The organism is Kitasatospora sp. NPDC001132, assembly GCF_053598415.1.
Window position 1 is genome coordinate 76135 of record NZ_JBSFKF010000003.1, and the last position, 17992, is coordinate 94126.

The 17992-nt window shown below is 74.4% G+C and carries 15 protein-coding genes; 11 read left to right on the top strand and 4 right to left on the bottom strand.

Annotated features, from left to right (window positions below):
• Positions 1 to 77 precede the first annotated feature (77 nt).
• Both sucB and ACWDBE_RS04770 read left to right on the top strand, forming a co-directional pair.
• Positions 78 to 1826: a 2-oxoglutarate dehydrogenase, E2 component, dihydrolipoamide succinyltransferase gene (gene sucB, locus ACWDBE_RS04765; protein WP_449807210.1), complete on the top strand. Its 1749-nt coding sequence runs from the start codon at positions 78 to 80 to the stop codon at positions 1824 to 1826.
• A gap of 157 nt (positions 1827 to 1983) precedes the next feature.
• The gene (locus ACWDBE_RS04770) at positions 1984 to 2499 is read left to right on the top strand and encodes a DUF4240 domain-containing protein (RefSeq protein WP_449790791.1); all 516 of its coding nucleotides are present in this window, start codon (positions 1984 to 1986) and stop codon (positions 2497 to 2499) included.
• Positions 2500 to 2509: 10 nt separating this feature from the next.
• Here the strand turns inward: ACWDBE_RS04770 and ACWDBE_RS04775 are convergent, their stop codons facing one another.
• On the bottom strand, positions 2510 to 3610 hold the full coding sequence (locus ACWDBE_RS04775) for a DUF2510 domain-containing protein (RefSeq protein WP_449807211.1): 1101 nt from the start codon (positions 3608 to 3610) through the stop codon (positions 2510 to 2512).
• A 197-nt stretch (positions 3611 to 3807) separates the two neighbouring features.
• Positions 3808 to 4314, bottom strand: a complete 507-nt coding sequence (locus ACWDBE_RS04780; protein WP_449790764.1) for an N-acetyltransferase family protein — start codon at positions 4312 to 4314, stop codon at positions 3808 to 3810.
• Positions 4315 to 4380: 66 nt separating this feature from the next.
• Between ACWDBE_RS04780 and ACWDBE_RS04785 the strand changes: the two genes are divergently transcribed.
• Together ACWDBE_RS04785 and ACWDBE_RS04790 are read left to right on the top strand one after the other, a co-directional pair.
• Positions 4381 to 5286: a TIGR01777 family oxidoreductase gene (locus tag ACWDBE_RS04785; protein ID WP_449790765.1), complete on the top strand. Its 906-nt coding sequence runs from the start codon at positions 4381 to 4383 to the stop codon at positions 5284 to 5286.
• Between the two features lie 542 nt (positions 5287 to 5828).
• The gene (locus tag ACWDBE_RS04790; RefSeq protein WP_449790766.1) at positions 5829 to 7160 is read left to right on the top strand and encodes an FAD-dependent oxidoreductase; all 1332 of its coding nucleotides are present in this window, start codon (positions 5829 to 5831) and stop codon (positions 7158 to 7160) included.
• 245 nt (positions 7161 to 7405) lie between these two features.
• On the opposite strand, the gene ACWDBE_RS04795 is transcribed toward ACWDBE_RS04790, so the two are convergent.
• The gene (locus ACWDBE_RS04795) at positions 7406 to 9256 is read right to left on the bottom strand and encodes a regulator (protein WP_449790767.1); all 1851 of its coding nucleotides are present in this window, start codon (positions 9254 to 9256) and stop codon (positions 7406 to 7408) included.
• Between the two features lie 368 nt (positions 9257 to 9624).
• Between ACWDBE_RS04795 and ACWDBE_RS04800 the strand changes: the two genes are divergently transcribed.
• The 7 genes from ACWDBE_RS04800 (at position 9625) to ACWDBE_RS04830 (ending at position 17187) form a co-directional block, all read left to right on the top strand.
• The gene (locus ACWDBE_RS04800) at positions 9625 to 10386 is read left to right on the top strand and encodes a 3-hydroxybutyrate dehydrogenase (protein WP_449790768.1); all 762 of its coding nucleotides are present in this window, start codon (positions 9625 to 9627) and stop codon (positions 10384 to 10386) included.
• Between the two features lie 150 nt (positions 10387 to 10536).
• Positions 10537 to 11946 carry an MFS transporter gene (locus ACWDBE_RS04805; protein ID WP_449790769.1) on the top strand — a complete coding sequence of 470 codons (1410 nt, stop codon included), beginning with the start codon at positions 10537 to 10539 and terminating at the stop codon, positions 11944 to 11946.
• A 67-nt stretch (positions 11947 to 12013) separates the two neighbouring features.
• A complete protein-coding gene (locus ACWDBE_RS04810; RefSeq protein ID WP_449790770.1) occupies positions 12014 to 13924 on the top strand; it encodes a helix-turn-helix domain-containing protein in 1911 nt (636 codons plus the stop codon).
• Positions 13925 to 14075: 151 nt separating this feature from the next.
• On the top strand, positions 14076 to 14846 hold the full coding sequence (lipB, locus tag ACWDBE_RS04815; protein WP_449790792.1) for a lipoyl(octanoyl) transferase LipB: 771 nt from the start codon (positions 14076 to 14078) through the stop codon (positions 14844 to 14846).
• A 162-nt stretch (positions 14847 to 15008) separates the two neighbouring features.
• Positions 15009 to 15962, top strand: a complete 954-nt coding sequence (gene lipA, locus ACWDBE_RS04820; protein ID WP_360349931.1) for a lipoyl synthase — start codon at positions 15009 to 15011, stop codon at positions 15960 to 15962.
• A gap of 145 nt (positions 15963 to 16107) precedes the next feature.
• Positions 16108 to 16359, top strand: a complete 252-nt coding sequence (locus ACWDBE_RS04825; RefSeq protein ID WP_449790771.1) for a hypothetical protein — start codon at positions 16108 to 16110, stop codon at positions 16357 to 16359.
• A 129-nt stretch (positions 16360 to 16488) separates the two neighbouring features.
• Complete coding sequence (locus tag ACWDBE_RS04830; protein ID WP_449790793.1) at positions 16489 to 17187, top strand: DUF4191 domain-containing protein; 699 nt, start codon at positions 16489 to 16491, stop codon at positions 17185 to 17187.
• Between the two features lie 111 nt (positions 17188 to 17298).
• On the opposite strand, the gene ACWDBE_RS04835 is transcribed toward ACWDBE_RS04830, so the two are convergent.
• Positions 17299 to 17766: an RDD family protein gene (locus tag ACWDBE_RS04835; RefSeq protein ID WP_449790772.1), complete on the bottom strand. Its 468-nt coding sequence runs from the start codon at positions 17764 to 17766 to the stop codon at positions 17299 to 17301.
• Between the last annotated feature and the right edge of the window lie 226 nt (positions 17767 to 17992).

The following is a 17992-nucleotide window of genomic DNA, read 5'->3' on the forward strand; positions in this document are numbered from 1 at the left end:
CGCCCCACCCCCTTTCCCGGTACTTCCCGTACGCAAGTACTTCCCGTACGCAAGACTTGATAGGAGTCGCTGAAACCATGGCGGTCTCAGTAACACTGCCCGCGCTGGGCGAGAGCGTTTCCGAGGGCACTGTCACCCGCTGGCTGAAGGCCGAGGGTGAGCGTGTCGAGGTCGACGAGCCGCTGCTCGAGGTGTCGACCGACAAGGTCGACACCGAGATCCCGGCCCCGGCTTCCGGCATCCTGTCCTCCATCAAGGTCGCCGAGGACGAGACCGTCGAGGTGGGCGCCGAGCTGGCGGTCATCGACGACGGTTCGGGCGCCCCGGTCGCCGCCCCGGCCCCCGCCGCCGAGGCCGCGCCCGCCGCCGCCCCGGCTCCGGCCGCTCCGGTCGCCGAGGCTCCGGCCGCTCCGGCCCCGGTCGCCGCCGCCCCGGCCCCCGCCGCCGCCCCGGCCGCCGACGCCACCCCGGTGCTGCTGCCGGCGCTGGGCGAGTCGGTCACCGAGGGCACCGTCACCCGCTGGCTGAAGGCCGAGGGTGACACCGTCGAGATCGACGAGCCGCTGCTCGAGGTCTCCACCGACAAGGTCGACACCGAGATCCCGTCGCCGGTCGCCGGCACCCTGGTGAAGATCCTGGTCGGCGAGGACGAGACCGCCGAGGTCGGCGCCCAGCTCGCGCTGATCGGCGCCGCCGGTGCCGTCGCCGCCGCTCCGGCCCCCGCTGCCCCCGCTGCCCCGGCTGCTCCGGCCCCGGTCGCCGCTGCCCCGGCTGCTCCGGCCCCGGTCGCCGCTGCCCCGGTTGCTGCTCCGGCTCCGGTCGCCGCTCCGGCCCCGGTTGCTGCTCCGGCCCCGGTTGCCGCTCCGGCCCCGGTCGCCGCTCCGGCCGCTCCGGTGGCCGACAACGGTGACGCCTACGTCACCCCGCTGGTGCGCAAGCTCGCCGCCGAGCACGGCGTCGCGCTGTCCTCCGTCGCCGGCACCGGCGTCGGCGGCCGCATCCGCAAGCAGGACGTCATCGCCGCCGCGGAGGCCGCCAAGGCCGCTCCGGCCCCCGTCGCCGCTGCCCCGGCCGCCGCGCCGAAGGCCGCCGCCGCGCCGTCCGCCCTGCGCGGTCAGACCGTCAAGATGACCCGCATGCGCAAGGTCATCGGCGACAACATGATGAAGGCGCTGCACGAGCAGGCCCAGCTGACCAGCGTGGTCGAGGTGGACGTCACCAGGATCATGTCGCTGCGCGCCAAGGCCAAGGAGGGCTTCCTGGCCCGCGAGGGCGTCAAGCTCTCCCCGATGCCGTTCTTCGTCAAGGCCGCCGCCCAGGCGCTGAAGGTCCACGCGGTCGTCAACGCCCGGATCAACGACGCCGAGGGCACGGTCACCTACTTCGACACCGAGAACATCGGTATCGCGGTGGACTCCGAGAAGGGCCTGATGACCCCGGTCATCAAGGGCGCGGGCGACCTCAACATCGCCGGCATCTCGAAGAAGACCGCCGAGCTGGCCGCCAAGGTCCGCGACAGCAAGATCACCCCGGACGAGCTGTCCGGCGCCACCTTCACCATCAGCAACACCGGCTCGCGCGGTGCGCTGTTCGACACCGTGATCGTGCCGCCGAACCAGGTCGCCATCCTGGGCATCGGCGCCACCGTCAAGCGCCCGGTGGTCATCGAGGCCGACGGCGGGACCGCCATCGGCATCCGCGACATGACCTACCTGTCGCTCTCCTACGACCACCGCCTGGTGGACGGCGCCGACGCCGCCCGCTACCTGGTCGCGGTCAAGGAGATCCTCGAGGCCGGCGAGTTCGAGGTCGAGCTCGGCCTCTGACCCCACCAGGTCCCCGCGGAAACCCGCGTACGGAACCCCGCGTCGTCCCCGGACGGCGCGGGGTTCCGCCGTTCCCGGCCCCTGACGGACCGAGTCCCGAACGCGCGCCGAGTCGCGGCATGCGCGGACGCGGCCGAACGGGGATGCTGGAGCCGTGATGGACGAGACGGACTTCTGGCAGATCATCGACGAGACCCGGGACGCCGCCGAGGGCGACCCAGACGAGCAGGCCGACCTCCTGGTGGAACGGCTCCTCCAGCTGACCCCGGACGACGTGATCGACTTCGCCCGGCTGTTCCAGGCGCGGTTCCACCGGGCCTACCGCCACGACCTGTGGGGCGCGGCCTACCTGCTGCTCGACGGCGCCTCCGACGACACCTTCGACTACTTCCGGTCCTGGCTGATCGGCCAGGGCCGGGAGGTCTTCGAGGGCGGGCTGGCCGAGCCGGACGACCTGGCGGACCTGCTGCCCGAGTTCGACGAGGAGGAGGACGGCGAGGCCGAGGACCTCGGCTACGCCGCCGACGAGGCGTACGAGCAGCTGACCGGTCTGCCGCTGCCCGAGGTGGGCGGGCGGCAGCCGGCGCGGCCGTCCGGGACGGCGCTGGACTTCGACGACCCGGACGTCATGGCGAAGCGCTTCCCCAAGCTCTGGGAGCGGTACGGGGACTAGGTGTCGGCCCTCAGACGCTGCTGCCGGCGGTGCCGTCCTGCTTGATGCCCCGGAGGATCCGGTCCAGCGCCGCGAACTCCGGCGCCGCCGGGTTGTCGTCCACGCCGCCCTCCATGACCACGTAGCCGCCGCCCTTGGCCGGGAGGGCGGCCACCAGGACGTAGCCCTGGGTGCCGTCCGTGGTGCGGATGTGCCAGCGGGTGGCGTAGCCGAGCACCCCGGCCACGCTGACGTACCCGGAGCCGGCGTCGGTGTGCGAGCTGACCCCGGAGAAGATCTGCGCGGCGTAGACGGGCATCTGGGCGTCGGCGGCCGCCTTCGGCGTGGCGCCCTGGACGGTGTCCTTCTCGACCGAGAACTGGCCGCGGATGCAGGAGCTGCCGTCCGGGCAGGTGTAACGGCCGGTGCCGAGGTAGACCGTCGAGTGCGGCGGGTTGGCGGACACGTCCCAGCCGTCGAAGACCGGCACGGTGATCGCGTGCTGGGGGTCGGGGACGGTGTTCTTGACCGCCGGCAGGGGCTTGGGCGCGACGGGGCTGCCGGTGGGTACGGTCGGGCTGGGGCTCGGTGAGGGGCTGCCGCTCTCGGTCACGGTGACGGTCGGGGCCGGGTCCGCCTTCGGGTCGCCGCCGCCGCTGAGCGCGACCCCGGCGACGATCCCGACCACGGCCAGCACGGCGACCGCGATGCCGATGACCGGGCCGGTCCTCCACCTGGTCTTCGGCGGCGGGTAGCCCGGGCCCGGGTAGCCGTAGCCGGGGTCCTGGGGCGGGTAGCCGGCCTGGGGCGGGTAGCCGTCGGCCGGGGCCTGGTAGCCGCCCTGGGCCGGGGCCGGGTAACCGAGCGGGGGCTGGGCCTGGGCCTGGTAGGCGTCCTGGCCCGGGTAGCCGTAGGCCGGTGCCGCCTGGCCGCCCGGGTGGCCGTGGCCGGGCGGCTGCCGGTCGGAGGGCGGCGAGGTCTGGGTGGGGGCGTCGGCGAGCCCGCCCGCGACGCCGCCCCTGAGCGGTCGGACCTCGCTGGTCCAGGCGTTGCCGTCCCACCAGCGCTCGTGACCGGGGGCGCCGTCCGCACCCGGGACCGGGTACCACCCGGGAGGCGTCGAGTTGCTCACGGCCGTACGGTACCCGGCGCGGCGGCGGTCCGGACAGGGCGGAACCGTCACGACTCCGCACCACTCGCGGGCGGTGAACCGCCTTTCGCGGCAAGCCTGTTCGAGCGGTCGGCCGCCTGCCCGGGCGGGGCCCAGGGCAGGGTGCCGGCGAGTCCGGGGCAGGGCCACGGCGAGGCCCGGGCAGGCCTTCTGGCGGCTCAGTCGGTCAGGCCGCGGGCCATCCAGACGTCGTCCACGAACCGGCCGTCGATCAGGAACTCCTCGGCCAGCGAGCCCTCGACGACGAAGCCGCAGCTCTCGTAGAGGCGGCGGGCCGGGGCGTTCCAGCCGAGCACGCGCAGGGTCATCTTGCGGGCGCCCTCCGCCCGGGCCGCCGCGCAGGCCGCTTCGACCAGCCGGCGGCCGACGCCCCGGCCGCGGACGGTGTCGTCGACGGCGAGGCCCTGGATCTGCCGTACGTGCCGGTTGCTCGCCAGCGGGGTGGGCGGGACCTGGCGGACGTAGCCGACGATCCGGCCGTCCAGCACGGCCAGCAGGTAGTGCTCGGGGGCGTGCCGCTCGTCGAAGATCGGGTCTTCGACGGCCGGTTGCGGGGAAACGTCGGACAGGAAGGACCAGGCCGCGTGGTTGAGGACGGCGAGCTCGCGCTCGTCCTCGCTCCGCGCCGTACGGATGATCAGATCGTCGTCAGGCATGCGCGCCATGCTAAGTCAGGTGCGCGCGGGGTGTGACGGGCAGTCGGAGACGCCGGGAACTGCGAGGATGGGTGCATGCGCATCGCTGTCACGGGTTCCACGGGTTTGATCGGTTCGGCGCTCGTCCGCTCCCTGCTGGCGGACGGCCACGAGGTGGTCCGGCTGGTCCGGCACCGTTCGAAGACCGGCCCACGGCCGGACGGCAGCACGGCGATCGGCTGGAACCCGCTGGGCGGCGAGGTCCAGCGGGGCGGCCTGGACGGGGTCCAGGCCGTGGTGCACCTGGCCGGCGCCGGGGTCGGCGACCGCCGCTGGTCGGACTCCTACAAGCGGGAGATCCGGGAGAGCCGGGTGTACGGCACCGAGACGCTGGCCGTCGCCCTGGCCGCGCTCAAGGAGCCGCCGCAGGTCCTGGTGAGCGCCTCCGCGGTCGGCTGGTACGGGCAGACCGGCGACCGGGTGATCGACGAGGACTCCCCCGCCGGCGACGACTTCCTGGCCGAGGTCTGCCGGGAGTGGGAGGACGCCGCCAGGCCGGCCGAGCGGGCCGGGATCAGGGTCGTCCACCCCCGCACCGGGATGGTGCTCTCCTCGGCCGGCGGGGCCGGCGCACGGCTGTTCCCGCTGTTCAAGCTGGGCCTCGGCGGGCGGCTCGGCAACGGGCGGCAGTACTGGAGCTTCATCTCGCTGCACGACGAGGTGGCCGCGCTGCGGTTCCTGATCGACCACGACGACCTCTCCGGCGCCTTCAACCTCACCGCGCCCAACCCGGCGACCAACGCCGAGCTGACGGCCGCGCTCGGCCGGGCGCTGCGGCGGCCGACGCCGTTCCCGGTGCCGGAGGCGGTGCTCAAGGCGGTGCTGGGCGAGCTGGCGGTCGAGGTGGTCGGCAGCCACCGGGTGGTGCCGCGGCGGCTGCTGGACGCGGGCTTCCGCTTCACCCACCCGGAGGTGTACTCGGCGGTGCTCGCGGCGTTGTGACGGGCGGGCGCCGGGGACGGCGGAGCGGGCGGGCGCCGGGGAGGGCGGAGGGGTCGGGCGCCGGGGACGGCGGACAGGTCGGGCATCGCGCGGCGGGCGGCGGACGGGGTGGGTGCTCGGGCGGTGGGCGCCGGTGCCGGAGGGCGGGGCGCGCGGGGTGGCTGCGCGCGCTGGGCGGGTCTGCGCGCGTGCGGGTCGCGCGGACCCGTGCGTACTCCGACTACGGCATCCGCCCTGGCCAGCGGCATATGCCGGGCGGATTCCGAGGGGGCCCGAGGAGGGGGCGCACGGGAGCACACGGTGGGCGCGTCGCACGCCCCCGGTGACCGTACGCGCCCGCCGACCCCCGAACCCGGCCGCCACGGCGCACTGTCCGTGACCGCGCCCCGCCCGGTGCCGCACTACCCTCCCCGCCCCTCGGATCCGGTCGAGTGTGACTGTCTGACACTCACACTGACGGGGCATCACCCTCCACGGACCGTGTCCCGGCACCCCGCTGCCTGCGTCGGCCGGAGCCCCGGGACCAGGGAGGGAGCACCCCAGTGCCCACGTACGACTTCACCCGCCGCGCCCGCCGGCCGTCCGACCCGGACGTCGTCGTGGTCGGCGCCGGACTCGCGGGCCTGGCCGCCGCCCGCGCGCTCACCGGCCACGGCCTCACCGTTCAGGTCCTGGAGACCACCGACCGGATCGGCGGCCGGATGGCCACCCGCGAGCAGGACGGCTTCCGGCTCGACGACGGCAGTCACCTGCTGAACACCGCCTTCCCGGAGCTGCGCCGCACGCTCGACCTCGACCACCTCGACCTGCGCCCGCTCGCGCCCGGCGTACTGGTGCACAGCGCCGGACGCCGCTACCGCGCCGGGGATCCCCAGCTCACCGTCGCCCGCCAGGCCGCCGCCCGGGCCCCGCTCGGCAGCCCGCTGGACAAGGCCCGGCTGGCCGGCCGGCTCGGCCGGCTCGCCGCCACCCCGGTCGGCCGCCTCCAGGCCCGGCCGGAGACCACCGCCGCCCGCGCACTGGCCGGCCACGGCCTCGCCCAGCGCACCGTGGACGGCTTCCTGCGCCCGCTGCTCAGCGCCCTGCTCTCCGATCCGGCCCTCGGCACCAGCAGCCGGGTCGCCGACCTGGTGCTGCGCTCGTACGCGCGCGGGCGCCTGTGTCTGCCCGCCGACGGGATCGCGGCGGTACCGGCCCAGCTGGCCGCCGCCCTGCCCGCCGGCACCGTACGCACCGGGGTGCGGGTCACCTCGGTCGCCGCGGACGGCGTGGAGACCGTCGCGCACGGGCGGATCGGCGCCCAGGCCGTCGTCGTCGCCACCGGCGCCCGCTCCGCCGCCGAACTGCTGCCCGGGCTACGGCTGCCGGCCTTCCACGCCGTCACCACCTACTTCCACGCGGCCGACGCCGCCCCGCTGGGCGAGGCCGTCCTGCTGCTCGACGGCGACCGGCCGAACGGTCAGCCGCCCCTGGTCTCGCACTCGCTGGTGCTCAGCGAGCTGCACCCGTCCTACGCCCCGGCCGGTCAGGCGCTGATCGCCACCACCGTGCTCGGGCGTCGCGCCTTCGACATGGGCGGCCCGGCCGGGCTGGAGCCGGCCGTCCGGGCCCGGCTGGCCGAGCTGTACGGCGGCTCGACGTCGGGCTGGCAGTTCCTCGGCGTGCGGCACGTCCCGGACGCGCTGCCCGCGATGCCGCCGCCGCACAACCCCCGCCGCCCGGTGCGGCTGCTGGCCGGGCTGTACGTCGCCGGGGACCACCGGGACACCAGCACCGTGCAGGGCGCGCTGGTCTCCGGGCGGCGGGCGGCGCAGGCGGTGCTGAGCGACCTCGGCGTCCCGGCCGAGGCCCCGGAGGCGGAGGCGGCGGCCTGACGGGCGGGGCACCTGCCGGCCCCGCCGCCCCGCCCGCGCACCTCGCGGCGCCGGGACACGGCAGCGGTCTGCCGGAGTGACAGACCGACAGCGTGCCCGGCGTCCTGGCCCACGCGGAGGCACCAGGCCGGGCCCGGCCTCCGTGCGCCGGGTGCGTGGGGCCCGTCCCCACGCACCCGGCCCGCCGGTGGGCGACCGGCTCCCGCCGGCCGGTCGGTACTCCGCCGGTCGGATCACTCGGCCGGTCAGATCACCCCCGCCTGCCGGGCCGTCTCCTCGAAGGCGCGGGCCACCGGGCTGCCGCGGTACGGGGTGAGGCGACGGTGGAAGTCCCGGACGTACTCCAGCGAGCGGGCCGAGCGCATCTCCCCGGCCGCCCGCAGCGCGTCGGTGGCCATGGTGCAGGCCTCGTCGAGGTCCCCCATGCCGAGCCGGGCGGTGGCCAGCACCAGGCGGCAGAAGATCCGGCTGCGGGCGTAGGCGGGCGAGCGCAGCCGCAGCGACTTCTCGGCGTGCTGCGCGGCCGTCCGCCACTGCTGGAGGTCGCGGTAGCAGTGGGCGAACTCGTCGGAGAGCTGGGCCTCGTCGAAGTACCGCGCCCAGGAGGGCAGTTCGTCGCCGGTCCGGGCCGCGGCCAGCGAGCGCTCGGCGCGCACCAGGGCGGTGGTGCAGGACCTGACGTCGCCCAGCAGGCCGTGTCCGCGCGCCTCGGCGGCGTGCATCAGCGACTGGACGACCGGCGGCACGGCGGTGCCCACGCCCTGCTGGGCGACCCGGGCGAGCTGGACGGCCTCCCGGCCGTGGCCCAGGTGGACGGCCTGCTGGCTCATCGTCACCAGGACGTACCCGCCGAGTGCGCGGTCCCCGGCGGCCTGGGAGAGCCGCAGCGCCTGGACGAAGTAGCGCTGGGCGAGGCCGTGCGCGGCGATGTCGAAGGACGTCCAGCCGGCCAGCCTGGTGAGGTCGGCGACCGCGCCGAACAGGGCCCGGCCGATCTGCTCGCCGTAGCGGCCGCGCAGCATCGGCTCGGCCTCGCTCTCCAGGTAGCGGACCAGCGCCTGGCGGGCGTGGCCGCCACCGTAGGCGTGGTCGAGCGCGCGGAAGAGGTCGCCGACGGCCCGGATGGCGGCGATGTCACCGCGGCCGACCCTCAGGGTGGGGCGGGACTCGCGGGCCGGGTCGCTGTACGGCGGCTCGACGGCGACCGGCGGCCGGCGGCTCTGGATCGGCACCCGGCCGATGGTCGGGGCGGTGCCGGTGGTCCCGGCCGTGCTGCGGGCGGTGGGGGCGCCGGGCGCCGGGCCGCGCGCCGGGCTCCCGGGGGACGCGCCGGGCGCGCCCGGCGCCGGGGCACCGGTGATGGCCGCGGAGGTGGCGCTGCCGGCGGGCGGGCCGGCGGCGTCCGGCCGGGCCAGCGTGGAGCCGTCCCGGGCGACCCGCTCGTCGGTGCGGCCGATCAGCCAGTCCCGGCTGGGGACGACCAGGCCGGCCGGGGTGAAGGCGATCCGGCGCAGCTCGGACTGCGGGCCGTTGTCCTTGCGCCACATGCTCGCCACGATGTCCACCGCCTCCTGCGGCGTCTCGGCGAACTCCAGGCCCGCGTAGACCGGGGCGCAGGCGTCCAGGCCGAGGTCCTGGGCGGTGAGCCGGCGGCCGAGCCGGCGGGTGAAGACCTCGGCGATCAGCGCCGGGGTGGCCCCGCGCGGCTGCTGGCCGCGCAGCCAGCGGGTGACCGAGGTCTTGTCGTAGCGCAGGTCGAGGCCGTGCTCCAGACCGAGCTGGTCGACCCGGCGGGCGAGGCCGGCGTGCGAGAAGCCGGCCTCCTCGATCAGCGCCGCGAGCTGGCCGTTCTGCGGGGCCGGGCCGGAGTGGCCGGGGCCGCGGGCCGGGGCGGGCGCGACCGGGTTCTCGTGCCGGTCGGGTGTGGCCTGCACCGGCAGCCGAAGGTCGTCGGCGTCCGGGGCGTCGGCGGGCAGCGTCTCGGCGGTCAGGGCGTCGGGGGCGTCCGGAAGGGTCCGGCCGACCGGCCCTCGGCGCTGGCCGAGCGGGTCGAGCGGTCCGTACGCCGGGCTGTCGGTTGCAGGCCGTTGGGGCATGTCTGTCAACACCTCTCGGACGTCGCACCGGGCTTCACCAGCACTTCGGCGGCCTGGGGCGGCGCCCCCTGTCGGGAATCGGCGTGAATGTAGCGAGCATTCGGGCGCTATGGGTGGATCTGACCGAGCAATCCACCGAACGGGTGAAGCAAGCGCGCCCATTGTGGGGAAGCGGGCTCGGGATGGGTTTGGTCGTCCGGGGTCGAACCTTCGGCCGTTCCGGGGGCTTTCCCGAGGGCTTCCGCGGGGGTCGATCCGCCGTTCGGACCTCGCTCCGGTGTCATGGCGGACGGCACCACAGCCCAGCGGTGTGCTGTGGAGGTCTGCCACATGGGAGCGAGGCCGTCGGATTCCTACCGTTCTCGGCCATGGACACCTCTACTGCCCGCCCGCTCGCCGGCCGCACGGCCATGGTCACCGGGGCCGCCTCGGGCATCGGCCGGGCCTGCGCCGAGGCCTTCGCCGAGGCCGGAGCCCGGGTCTACGTCGTCGACCTCGCGGCCGGCCCGGCCGAGGAACTCGCCGAGCGGATCGGCGGCCGCGCGATCGTCGCCGACCTCGCCGACCCCGGAGCCGTGGACGCCCTGCCGGACGACGCCGACATCGTCGTCAACAACGCCGGTCTCCAGCACGTCGCGCCCGTGCACGAGTTCCCGCCGGACCGCTTCACTCTGATCCAGCGCGTCATGGTCGAGGCCCCGTTCCGCATCCTGCGCCGCACCCTGCCGCACATGTACGAGCAGAGGTGGGGCCGGGTCGTCAACGTCTCCTCCGTCCACGGCCTGCGCGCCAGCGCCTTCAAGTCCGCGTACGTCACCGCGAAGCACGCCCTGGAGGGCCTGAGCAAGACCGTCGCCCTGGAGGGCGCGCCGCACGGCGTCACCAGCAACTGCATCAACCCGGGCTACGTCCGAACCCCCCTGGTGGAGAAGCAGATCGCCGCCCAGGCGCTCGCCCACGGCATCCCCGAGGACGAGGTGGTCGAGCGGATCATGCTCGACCGCACCGCCGTGAAGCGCCTCATCGAGCCCGACGAGGTCGCCCGACTCGCCCTCTGGCTCTGCTCCTCCTCCGCCTCCTACATCACCGGCGCCAGCCTCCCCGTCGACGGCGGCTGGACGGCGCACTGAGTGGGGACGCTCCGCGCCCCCACCGCCCGCTCATAGGGCAGAGCGGCACATTCGACCCCGGGACTGTGTGGACCACCCACATAGTCCCGGGGTCGGGCGCTTCCTACCTTGTGGCGACATCGACTCCCCCTGGTTCTGGAAGTGGTGGCCATGAACACCTCCGCGCGAGGTACGGCGGCGAGCAGCTCACTCCCGAAAGTGGTGGCTGCGAGCCTGATCGGCACGACGATCGAGTGGTACGACTATTTCCTGTACGGAACGGCGGCGGCGCTGGTGTTCGGGAAGCTGTTCTTCCCGCACAGCGATCCGCTGACCGGGACGCTGCTGTCCTTCCTGACCTATGCGATCGGGTTCGCGGCACGGCCGCTCGGGGCGCTGGTGTTCGGTCACTTCGGGGACCGGGTGGGGCGCAAGAAGCTGCTGGTGGTGAGCCTGCTGCTGATGGGCGGGTCGACCACGGCGATCGGGCTGCTGCCGACCTACGACTCGATCGGGGTCGCGGCGCCGGTGCTGCTGACGGCACTGCGGCTGGTGCAGGGCTTCGCGCTCGGCGGCGAGTGGGGCGGTGCCGTGCTGCTGGTGTCGGAGCACGGGGACCAGCGGCGGCGAGGGTTCTGGGCGTCCTGGCCGCAGGGCGGGGCGCCGGCCGGGAACCTGCTGGCGGCCGGGGTGCTGTCGCTGATGACGGCGGTGCAGTCGGACGCGGCGTTCCTGGCGTGGGGCTGGCGGGTGCCGTTCCTGCTGTCCGCGGTGCTGGTCGCGGTCGGGATGTGGATCCGGCTCGCGGTGGACGAGTCGCCGCTGTTCAAGCAGGCGCTGGCGGCCCAGCAGCAGCGGCAGGCGGAGCGGCGGACGGCCGAACGGCTGCCGCTGGTGGAGGTGTTGCGCAACCACTGGCGGGAGGTGCTGGTGGCCATGGGCGCGCGGATGGCGGAGAACATCTCCTACTACGTGATGACGACCTTCGTGCTCACCTACGCCGTCACCCACGCCCACTTCTCCAAGCAGACCGCGCTGAACGCCGTCCTGATCGCCTCCGCGATCCAGTTCGCGCTGATCCCGCTGTTCGGCGCGCTGTCCGACCGGATCGGGCGCAAGCCGGTCTACCTGGTGGGCGCGGTCGGGGTGGGTGTCTGGGCCTTCGTCTTCTTCGGCATGGTCGACACCAGGTCCTTCGGCTCGCTGGTCACCGCCGTCACCGTCGGCCTGGTCTTCCACAGCGCCATGTACGCGCCCCAGGCTGCCTTCTTCTCCGAGCTGTTCGCGACCCGGATGCGGTACTCGGGCGCCTCCATCGGGGCCCAGTTCTCCTCGGTGGCGGCCGGCGCCCCCGCGCCGCTGATCGCCACCGCGCTGCTCAAGGACTACGGCAGCTCCACCCCCATCGCCGTCTACGTCGCCATCGCGGCGGCGATCACCGTCCTGGCGGTGCTCTGCGGCCGGGAGACCAGGGGCCAGGACCTCACGGAGGTCGACGGGGAGGCCGCAGACGGTGCCCAGGCCGGGTCGGAGGGCCAGGAGGCCGGTGCCGGCGACCGCGGGAAGCCCGCCGTCGCCTGAGGACCGAGCCGATACGATCGCGCTTTCTCGGAACCGACGGAACCGACGCCGATTGGCAGCACGCACCATGAACCACCCTCACGAAAGCGCCGCGCCCGCGCTGCGGCGGCTGCTCGACCTGCTCGCCTCCGGCGCCGCCACCGAGGACTTCGCCGACGTGCTGGCCGACGCCCGCCGCCGCGGGGCGCCGGCCGCCGTCCTCGCCGAGATCGACGACGCCACCTGGCAGGCCCTGCGGGTCCACCGCACCCTGCGTCAACACCGGCGCCGCGAAGCCGAGTTGACCGCCCTGTTCGACACCGCAGGAGACCTCGCCGCCTCCCGGGACCTGGACTCGGTACTCCAGGCGATCGTCCGCCGGGCCCGGATGCTGCTCGGCACCGACACCGCCTACCTGACCCTGCCGGACGAGGCGGCGGGCGACACCTACATGCGGGTCACCGACGGCTCGGTCTCCGTCCTGTTCCAGACCCTGCGGCTCAGCCTCGGCGACGGCCTGGGCGGGCTGGTCGCGCAGACCGCCCGCCCGTACGCCACCCCCGACTACCGCAACGACGAGCGCTTCCACCACACCGGCACGATCGACGCGGGCGTGCTGGACGAGGGACTGGTGGCGATCATCGGGGTACCACTGCTGATCGGCGGGCAGGTCATCGGCGTCCTGTTCGCCGCCGACCGCACGCCGCGCGCCTTCTCCCCCGACGAGGTCGCGCTGCTCTGCTCGCTGGCCGCGCACGCCGCGATCGCCCTGGACACCGCCAAGTCGCTGGCCGACACCCGTGCCGCGCTCGCCGAGCTGAACGCCGCCAACGAGCTGGTCCGGGCCCACTCCGCCGCCGTGCAGCGCGCCGAGCAGGCGCACGACCGGCTCACCGACCTGGTGCTGCGCGGCGCCGAGGTGCCGGACGTCGCCGCCGCCGTCGCCGCCCTGCTGGGCGGGGAGATAGCGGTCCTGGACGCCGAGGGCGAGCCGCTGGCCGGCCGCTCCGCACCCGCCGCCGAACTGGCGGAGGCGGTCGCCGCCTCCCGCGCCGAGGGCCGGTCCGTACGGCACGGCGAGCAGTGGGTCTGCGCGGTGCTGGCCGGGCACGACGCGCTCGGCACCATGGTGCTGCGCGGCCGGCCCGACCTCGACGACGCCGACCGGCGACTGTTCGAGCGGGCCAGCGTGGTCACCGCGCTGCTCCTGCTGCTGCGCCGCTCGGTCGCCGAGACCGAGAACCGGATCCGCGGCGAACTGCTCACCGACCTGCTGACCGCCCCCGAGCGCGACCCGGCCGGGCTCACCGCGCGCGGCCGCCGGCTCGGCGTCGACCTCGCCCGGCCGCACCTGGTGCTGGTCGCGGAACCGGCCGACGGGAAGGACGACGACCGGGGACGGCTGGCCGGCGCGGCCCGGCGCTACCTCTTCGGCTCCCGCGGTGTCAGCGCCGAGCACGCCGAGACGGTGGTGCTGCTGGTGCCCGTCGAGACCGGCGGCGGCGCCGACCCCGAGGAGACCGCCCGGCGGGCCGCCGAGCGGCTGGCCCGGCTGGCCGGGTTCCCGGTCACCGTCGGCGCGGGCCGCCCGGCCGCCGGGCCGGCCGCGGTGGCCGCCTCGTACGGCGAGGGCCTGCGCTGCCTGCGGGCGCTGCGGGTGCTCGGCCGCGCCGGGGAGGGCGCCTCCGCCCGGGCGCTCGGCTTCCTCGGTGTGCTGCTCGGCGACGGCCACGACGTGGACGGCTTCGTCGGTGCGACGCTCGGCCCGCTGCTCGCCTACGACGCCCGGCGCGGCACCGAGCTGGTCCGCACCCTGCGCGCCTACTTCGACTGCGGCGGCAGCCTGACCAGGGCCAAGGACGAGCTGCACGTCCACGTGAACACGGTGGTCCAGCGGCTGGACCGGGTCGAGGCGCTGCTCGGGCGGGACTGGAACCAGCCGGAGCGGTCGCTCGAGCTGCAGCTCGCGCTGCGGTTGCAACTGCTCGCGGCGGGTTGACCGAGCGGGGGCAACGGGGGAGCGGGTACGGCGCGGCGGCGGCCAGCGGGCGGCTGAGGGGTCCTCGCGGGCGGGGCGTACAGTGGCGAGGTTGGTCTCGAACGCCTGGCAAGGAGCGGTAGCGGTGAGCGAGAACGTGCGTTTTGTTCACATGGGCATCGGCGAGCGGACCGTGCCCTACCAGGAGGCCTGGGAGGAGCAGCAGCGACTGCACGCCCTGCGGGTCGCCGACGAGATCCCCGACACCGTCCTGCTCCTGGAGCACCAGTCGGTGTACACCATGGGCAAGCGCACCAACCCCGCCGACCTGCCGCTGGACGGCACCCCGGTCGTCGAGGTCAACCGGGGCGGGGAGATCACCTGGCACGGCCCCGGCCAGCTGGTCGGCTACCCGATCGTCAAGCTGCCCGACCCGATCGACGTCATCGCCTACGTCCGCCGGCTGGAGGAGGCGCTGATCCGCACCGCCGGGGAGTTCGGCATCGACTCCACCCGGGTCGAGGGCCGCAGCGGGGTCTGGGTGCTGGGCGATTCCATCCCTGACGCCGTGGTGGACCCGGCGCAGGTGGTGGACATCGGCAAGCTGACCCTGCGGATGGGTCTGCCGCTGGGCATCGACCCTCGGCTGGCGGGCCCCGAGTACGCGCCCTCCAACGCCGGCCAGCGCGGTGACGACCGCAAGCTCGCCGCGATCGGCGTGCGGGTCGCCCGCGGGGTGACGATGCACGGCTTCGCGCTCAACTGCGATCCGGACATGACCTGGTTCGACAAGATCGTGCCGTGCGGCATCCGGGACGCGGGCGTGGCCTCGCTCAGCGGCGAGCTGAAGCGCGGGCTGAGCGCCGCGGAGGCGGCGCCGGTCGTCGAACGGCACCTGGCGGCCGTTCTCGCCGAGCTGCCGGAACCGGCGCTCAGCCGCTGAACCCTCCGCCCCGCCGGGGATCCGGCGGGATTCCCTGCGGCCACCGGGAATCTACCGGCCGGTAGCCATGTTGCCCTGCGATTGCAGGGCGGCAGGCCCGGCGAAGGCCGTACAACCACAGGCGTACCCTGGGGGTACCCCGTCTAGTTCTAGGAGTCGCACGTGTCCGCTGTCGCGCCCGACGGCAGGAAGCTGCTCCGCCTGGAGGTCCGCAACAGCGAGACCCCCATCGAGCGGAAGCCCGAGTGGATCAAGACCCGCGCGAAGATGGGCCCGGAGTACAACGCCCTCCAGTCGCTGGTGAAGAAGGAGGGGCTGCACACGGTCTGCCAGGAGGCCGGCTGCCCCAACATCTTCGAGTGCTGGGAGGACCGCGAGGCGACCTTCCTCATCGGCGGTGACCAGTGCACCCGCCGCTGCGACTTCTGCCAGATCGACACCGGCAAGCCCGCCGAGTTCGACCGCGACGAGCCGCGCCGGGTCGCCGAGTCCATCGTCACCATGGACCTCAACTACGCCACCATCACCGGCGTCGCCCGCGACGACCTGGAGGACGGCGGCGCCTGGCTGTACGCCGAGACCGTGCGCCAGGTGCACGCGATGACCGCCGGCCGCGAGGCCGGCCGCACCGGCGTCGAGCTGCTCATCCCCGACTTCAACGCGGTGCCCGAGCAGCTGGCCGAGGTCTTCTCCTCCCGCCCCGAGGTGCTCGCGCACAACGTCGAGACGGTGCCGCGGATCTTCAAGCGGATCCGCCCGGCGTTCCGCTACGAGCGCTCGCTGGACGTCATCACCCAGGCCCGCGCGGCCGGGCTGGTCACCAAGTCCAACCTGATCCTGGGCATGGGCGAGACCCGCGAGGAGGTCAGCCAGGCGCTGGCCGACCTGGTCGGCGCCGGCTGCGAGCTGATCACCATCACCCAGTACCTGCGCCCCTCGCTGCGCCACCACCCGGTCGAGCGCTGGGTGAAGCCGCAGGAGTTCGTCGAGCTCCAGGAGGAGGCCGAGGAGCTGGGCTTCGCGGGCGTCATGTCGGGCCCGCTGGTGCGGTCCTCGTACCGGGCCGGCCGGCTGTACCGGCAGGCGCTGGAGCGGCGCGAGCAGGCCGCGGTCTGACCGCACGCTGACGCCGGTCAACCGCGCGCTGACGCCGGCCTCGCGGTCCACCGACCGGTTCGAGCCATGGGAAGGGCGGAGCTTCGGCTCCGCCCTTTCGCCTTCACCACGCTTTGACGGACTGGTCACGGACTGGTAACACAGGGTGGGGACGCTGGACGCCTGGTGGGCGTTCGATTCTTCTCAGCCACGGGAGGAGCTGTTCGGCATGCGGATGCGGATCCGGTCGGTGAGGGTGGCGCTGCGGTTCGCCGAGAGCGTCCTGCTGGCCCCCGGCCAGCGGCACGCGCGCCGCAACGCGTGGGCGGCGGTGTGCGAGGACCGCCGGCACGCGGCGGACCGCCGGCACGACCACGCGGCGACGACGACGGTGCCGAAACGACCCGTTCGGCAGTAACGCTCCGGCACCGCCGGGACCGCCGTCCCCACCCCGGCGTCGCTCTGCGCGACGGCGTGTGGGCGCGCGGGTCACGGTTGGGGCGAACGGGTACCCGGGCTTGGATATCCCGCACCCGTGCCACGTACCATGAGCGTTATGGCGAGGGAAACATCCGAGAACCCCGGGCGGCTGAAGCAGATCCGTCTGGCGTACACCATGACCAAGAAGGTCGACACCAAGATCGGCCTGATCATCGCCGGCGTCGGCCTGCTGACCTTCGGCGTGTTCCTCGCCATCGGCTTCGCGATCGAGCATCCCGTCTACCTGGGCATCCTGGGCTTCATCGTGGCCGTGCTGGCCATGGCGATCGTCTTCGGACGCCGGGCCGAGCGCGCCGCGTTCGGTCAGATGGAGGGGCAGCCGGGCGCCGTCGCCGCGGTGCTGAACAACATCCGGCGCGGCTGGAGCTCCAACACCACCCCGGTCGCGGTCACCCGCAACCAGGACGCGGTCTACCGCGCCGTGGGCCGGGCCGGCATCGCGCTGATCGGCGAGGGCAACCCGAACCGGGTCCGCCAGCTGCTGATCTCCGAGAAGAAGAAGATGGCCCGCGTGGTCGGCGACGTACCGGTGCACGACATCGTGGTGGGCAACGGCGAGGGCGAGATCCCGCTGAAGAAGCTCCAGATCCACCTGATGCGCCTGCCCCGTGCCATCACCGCCGCCCAGGTCACCGAGACCAACGACCGCCTGCGCGCGCTGGGCGACCTGCTCTCCAAGGCGCCGATCCCCAAGGGCCCGATGCCGAAGGGCGCCCGGATGCCCAAGGGCGGCCAGGTCCGCTGACCCTCCCTCTCCCCTGACGACACGAGAACGGCCCCGCCGCGGAAGCTCCGCGGCGGGGCCGTTCCGGCGTTCGTACGGCGTGCCGTGTGGCGGCCCGGACGGCGCCGGGCGCTAGATCCGGACCTCGACGGTGCCGACCGCCTTGTCGTGCAGGCCGCGGGTGTCGCGGTCCCAGACCAGCGGCGGCACCACCAGGCAGAGCAGCAGGGTGCGCAGCAGGACCTGCGGGATGGTCGCGCGGCGGCCGTCCAGGCGGACCACCCGGAGGCCGAACAGCCGCTTGCCGACAGTCGTGCCGGTGGTGGACAGCAGCAGCGACACGACCAGGAAGTACAGCGGACTGGTCCACAGGTTGGCCTCGGCCTGGTCGCCGCGGGCGAGCAGCCCGTACGCGATCAGGGAGACCAGCCAGCCGTCCACGAACAGGGCCCCGATCCGGCGGCCGGGGCCGGCGATCGAGCCGGAGCCCTCCTTGGGCAGCCCGAGGCGTTCGCCGCGGTAGCCGAAGTCGGCGCCCATCTTCTCGGCGGCCGCCCGGGGGCCGTCGATCCACGATCCCAACGCTTCTCTGGTGTCCACGAATCCACACTAACCGGGCTGACGGCCCGCTCCGCCACCGGCTCCCCTCCCCGCCGGGCATCACCCCCGACCGGGTGAATCGTCGTTCCGGAAGCTTTCCAGGCAGTTTCCGAGTGGTCCAGACCACTTACGGAGTGGCGCCCAGCTGGGAGGGGTGATTTGTACCGTCCCGTATGCCTTTGCCATGCGCCCGGCGACCGTGGTTAACATCTAGGAAACGAGCGGG

Coding starts and splice junctions, on each gene's coding strand:
- ACWDBE_RS04800 (WP_449790768.1), top strand. CDS start 9,625: ATGGACACCTCTACTGCCCGCCCGCTCGCCGGCCGCACGGCCATGGTC.
- ACWDBE_RS04785 (WP_449790765.1), top strand. CDS start 4,381: ATGCGCATCGCTGTCACGGGTTCCACGGGTTTGATCGGTTCGGCGCTC.
- ACWDBE_RS04810 (WP_449790770.1), top strand. CDS start 12,014: ATGAACCACCCTCACGAAAGCGCCGCGCCCGCGCTGCGGCGGCTGCTC.
- ACWDBE_RS04830 (WP_449790793.1), top strand. CDS start 16,489: ATGAGCGTTATGGCGAGGGAAACATCCGAGAACCCCGGGCGGCTGAAG.
- ACWDBE_RS04795 (WP_449790767.1), bottom strand. CDS start 9,256: ATGCCCCAACGGCCTGCAACCGACAGCCCGGCGTACGGACCGCTCGAC.
- ACWDBE_RS04805 (WP_449790769.1), top strand. CDS start 10,537: ATGAACACCTCCGCGCGAGGTACGGCGGCGAGCAGCTCACTCCCGAAA.
- ACWDBE_RS04770 (WP_449790791.1), top strand. CDS start 1,984: ATGGACGAGACGGACTTCTGGCAGATCATCGACGAGACCCGGGACGCC.
- ACWDBE_RS04780 (WP_449790764.1), bottom strand. CDS start 4,314: ATGGCGCGCATGCCTGACGACGATCTGATCATCCGTACGGCGCGGAGC.
- sucB (WP_449807210.1), top strand. CDS start 78: ATGGCGGTCTCAGTAACACTGCCCGCGCTGGGCGAGAGCGTTTCCGAG.
- lipB (WP_449790792.1), top strand. CDS start 14,076: ATGGGCATCGGCGAGCGGACCGTGCCCTACCAGGAGGCCTGGGAGGAG.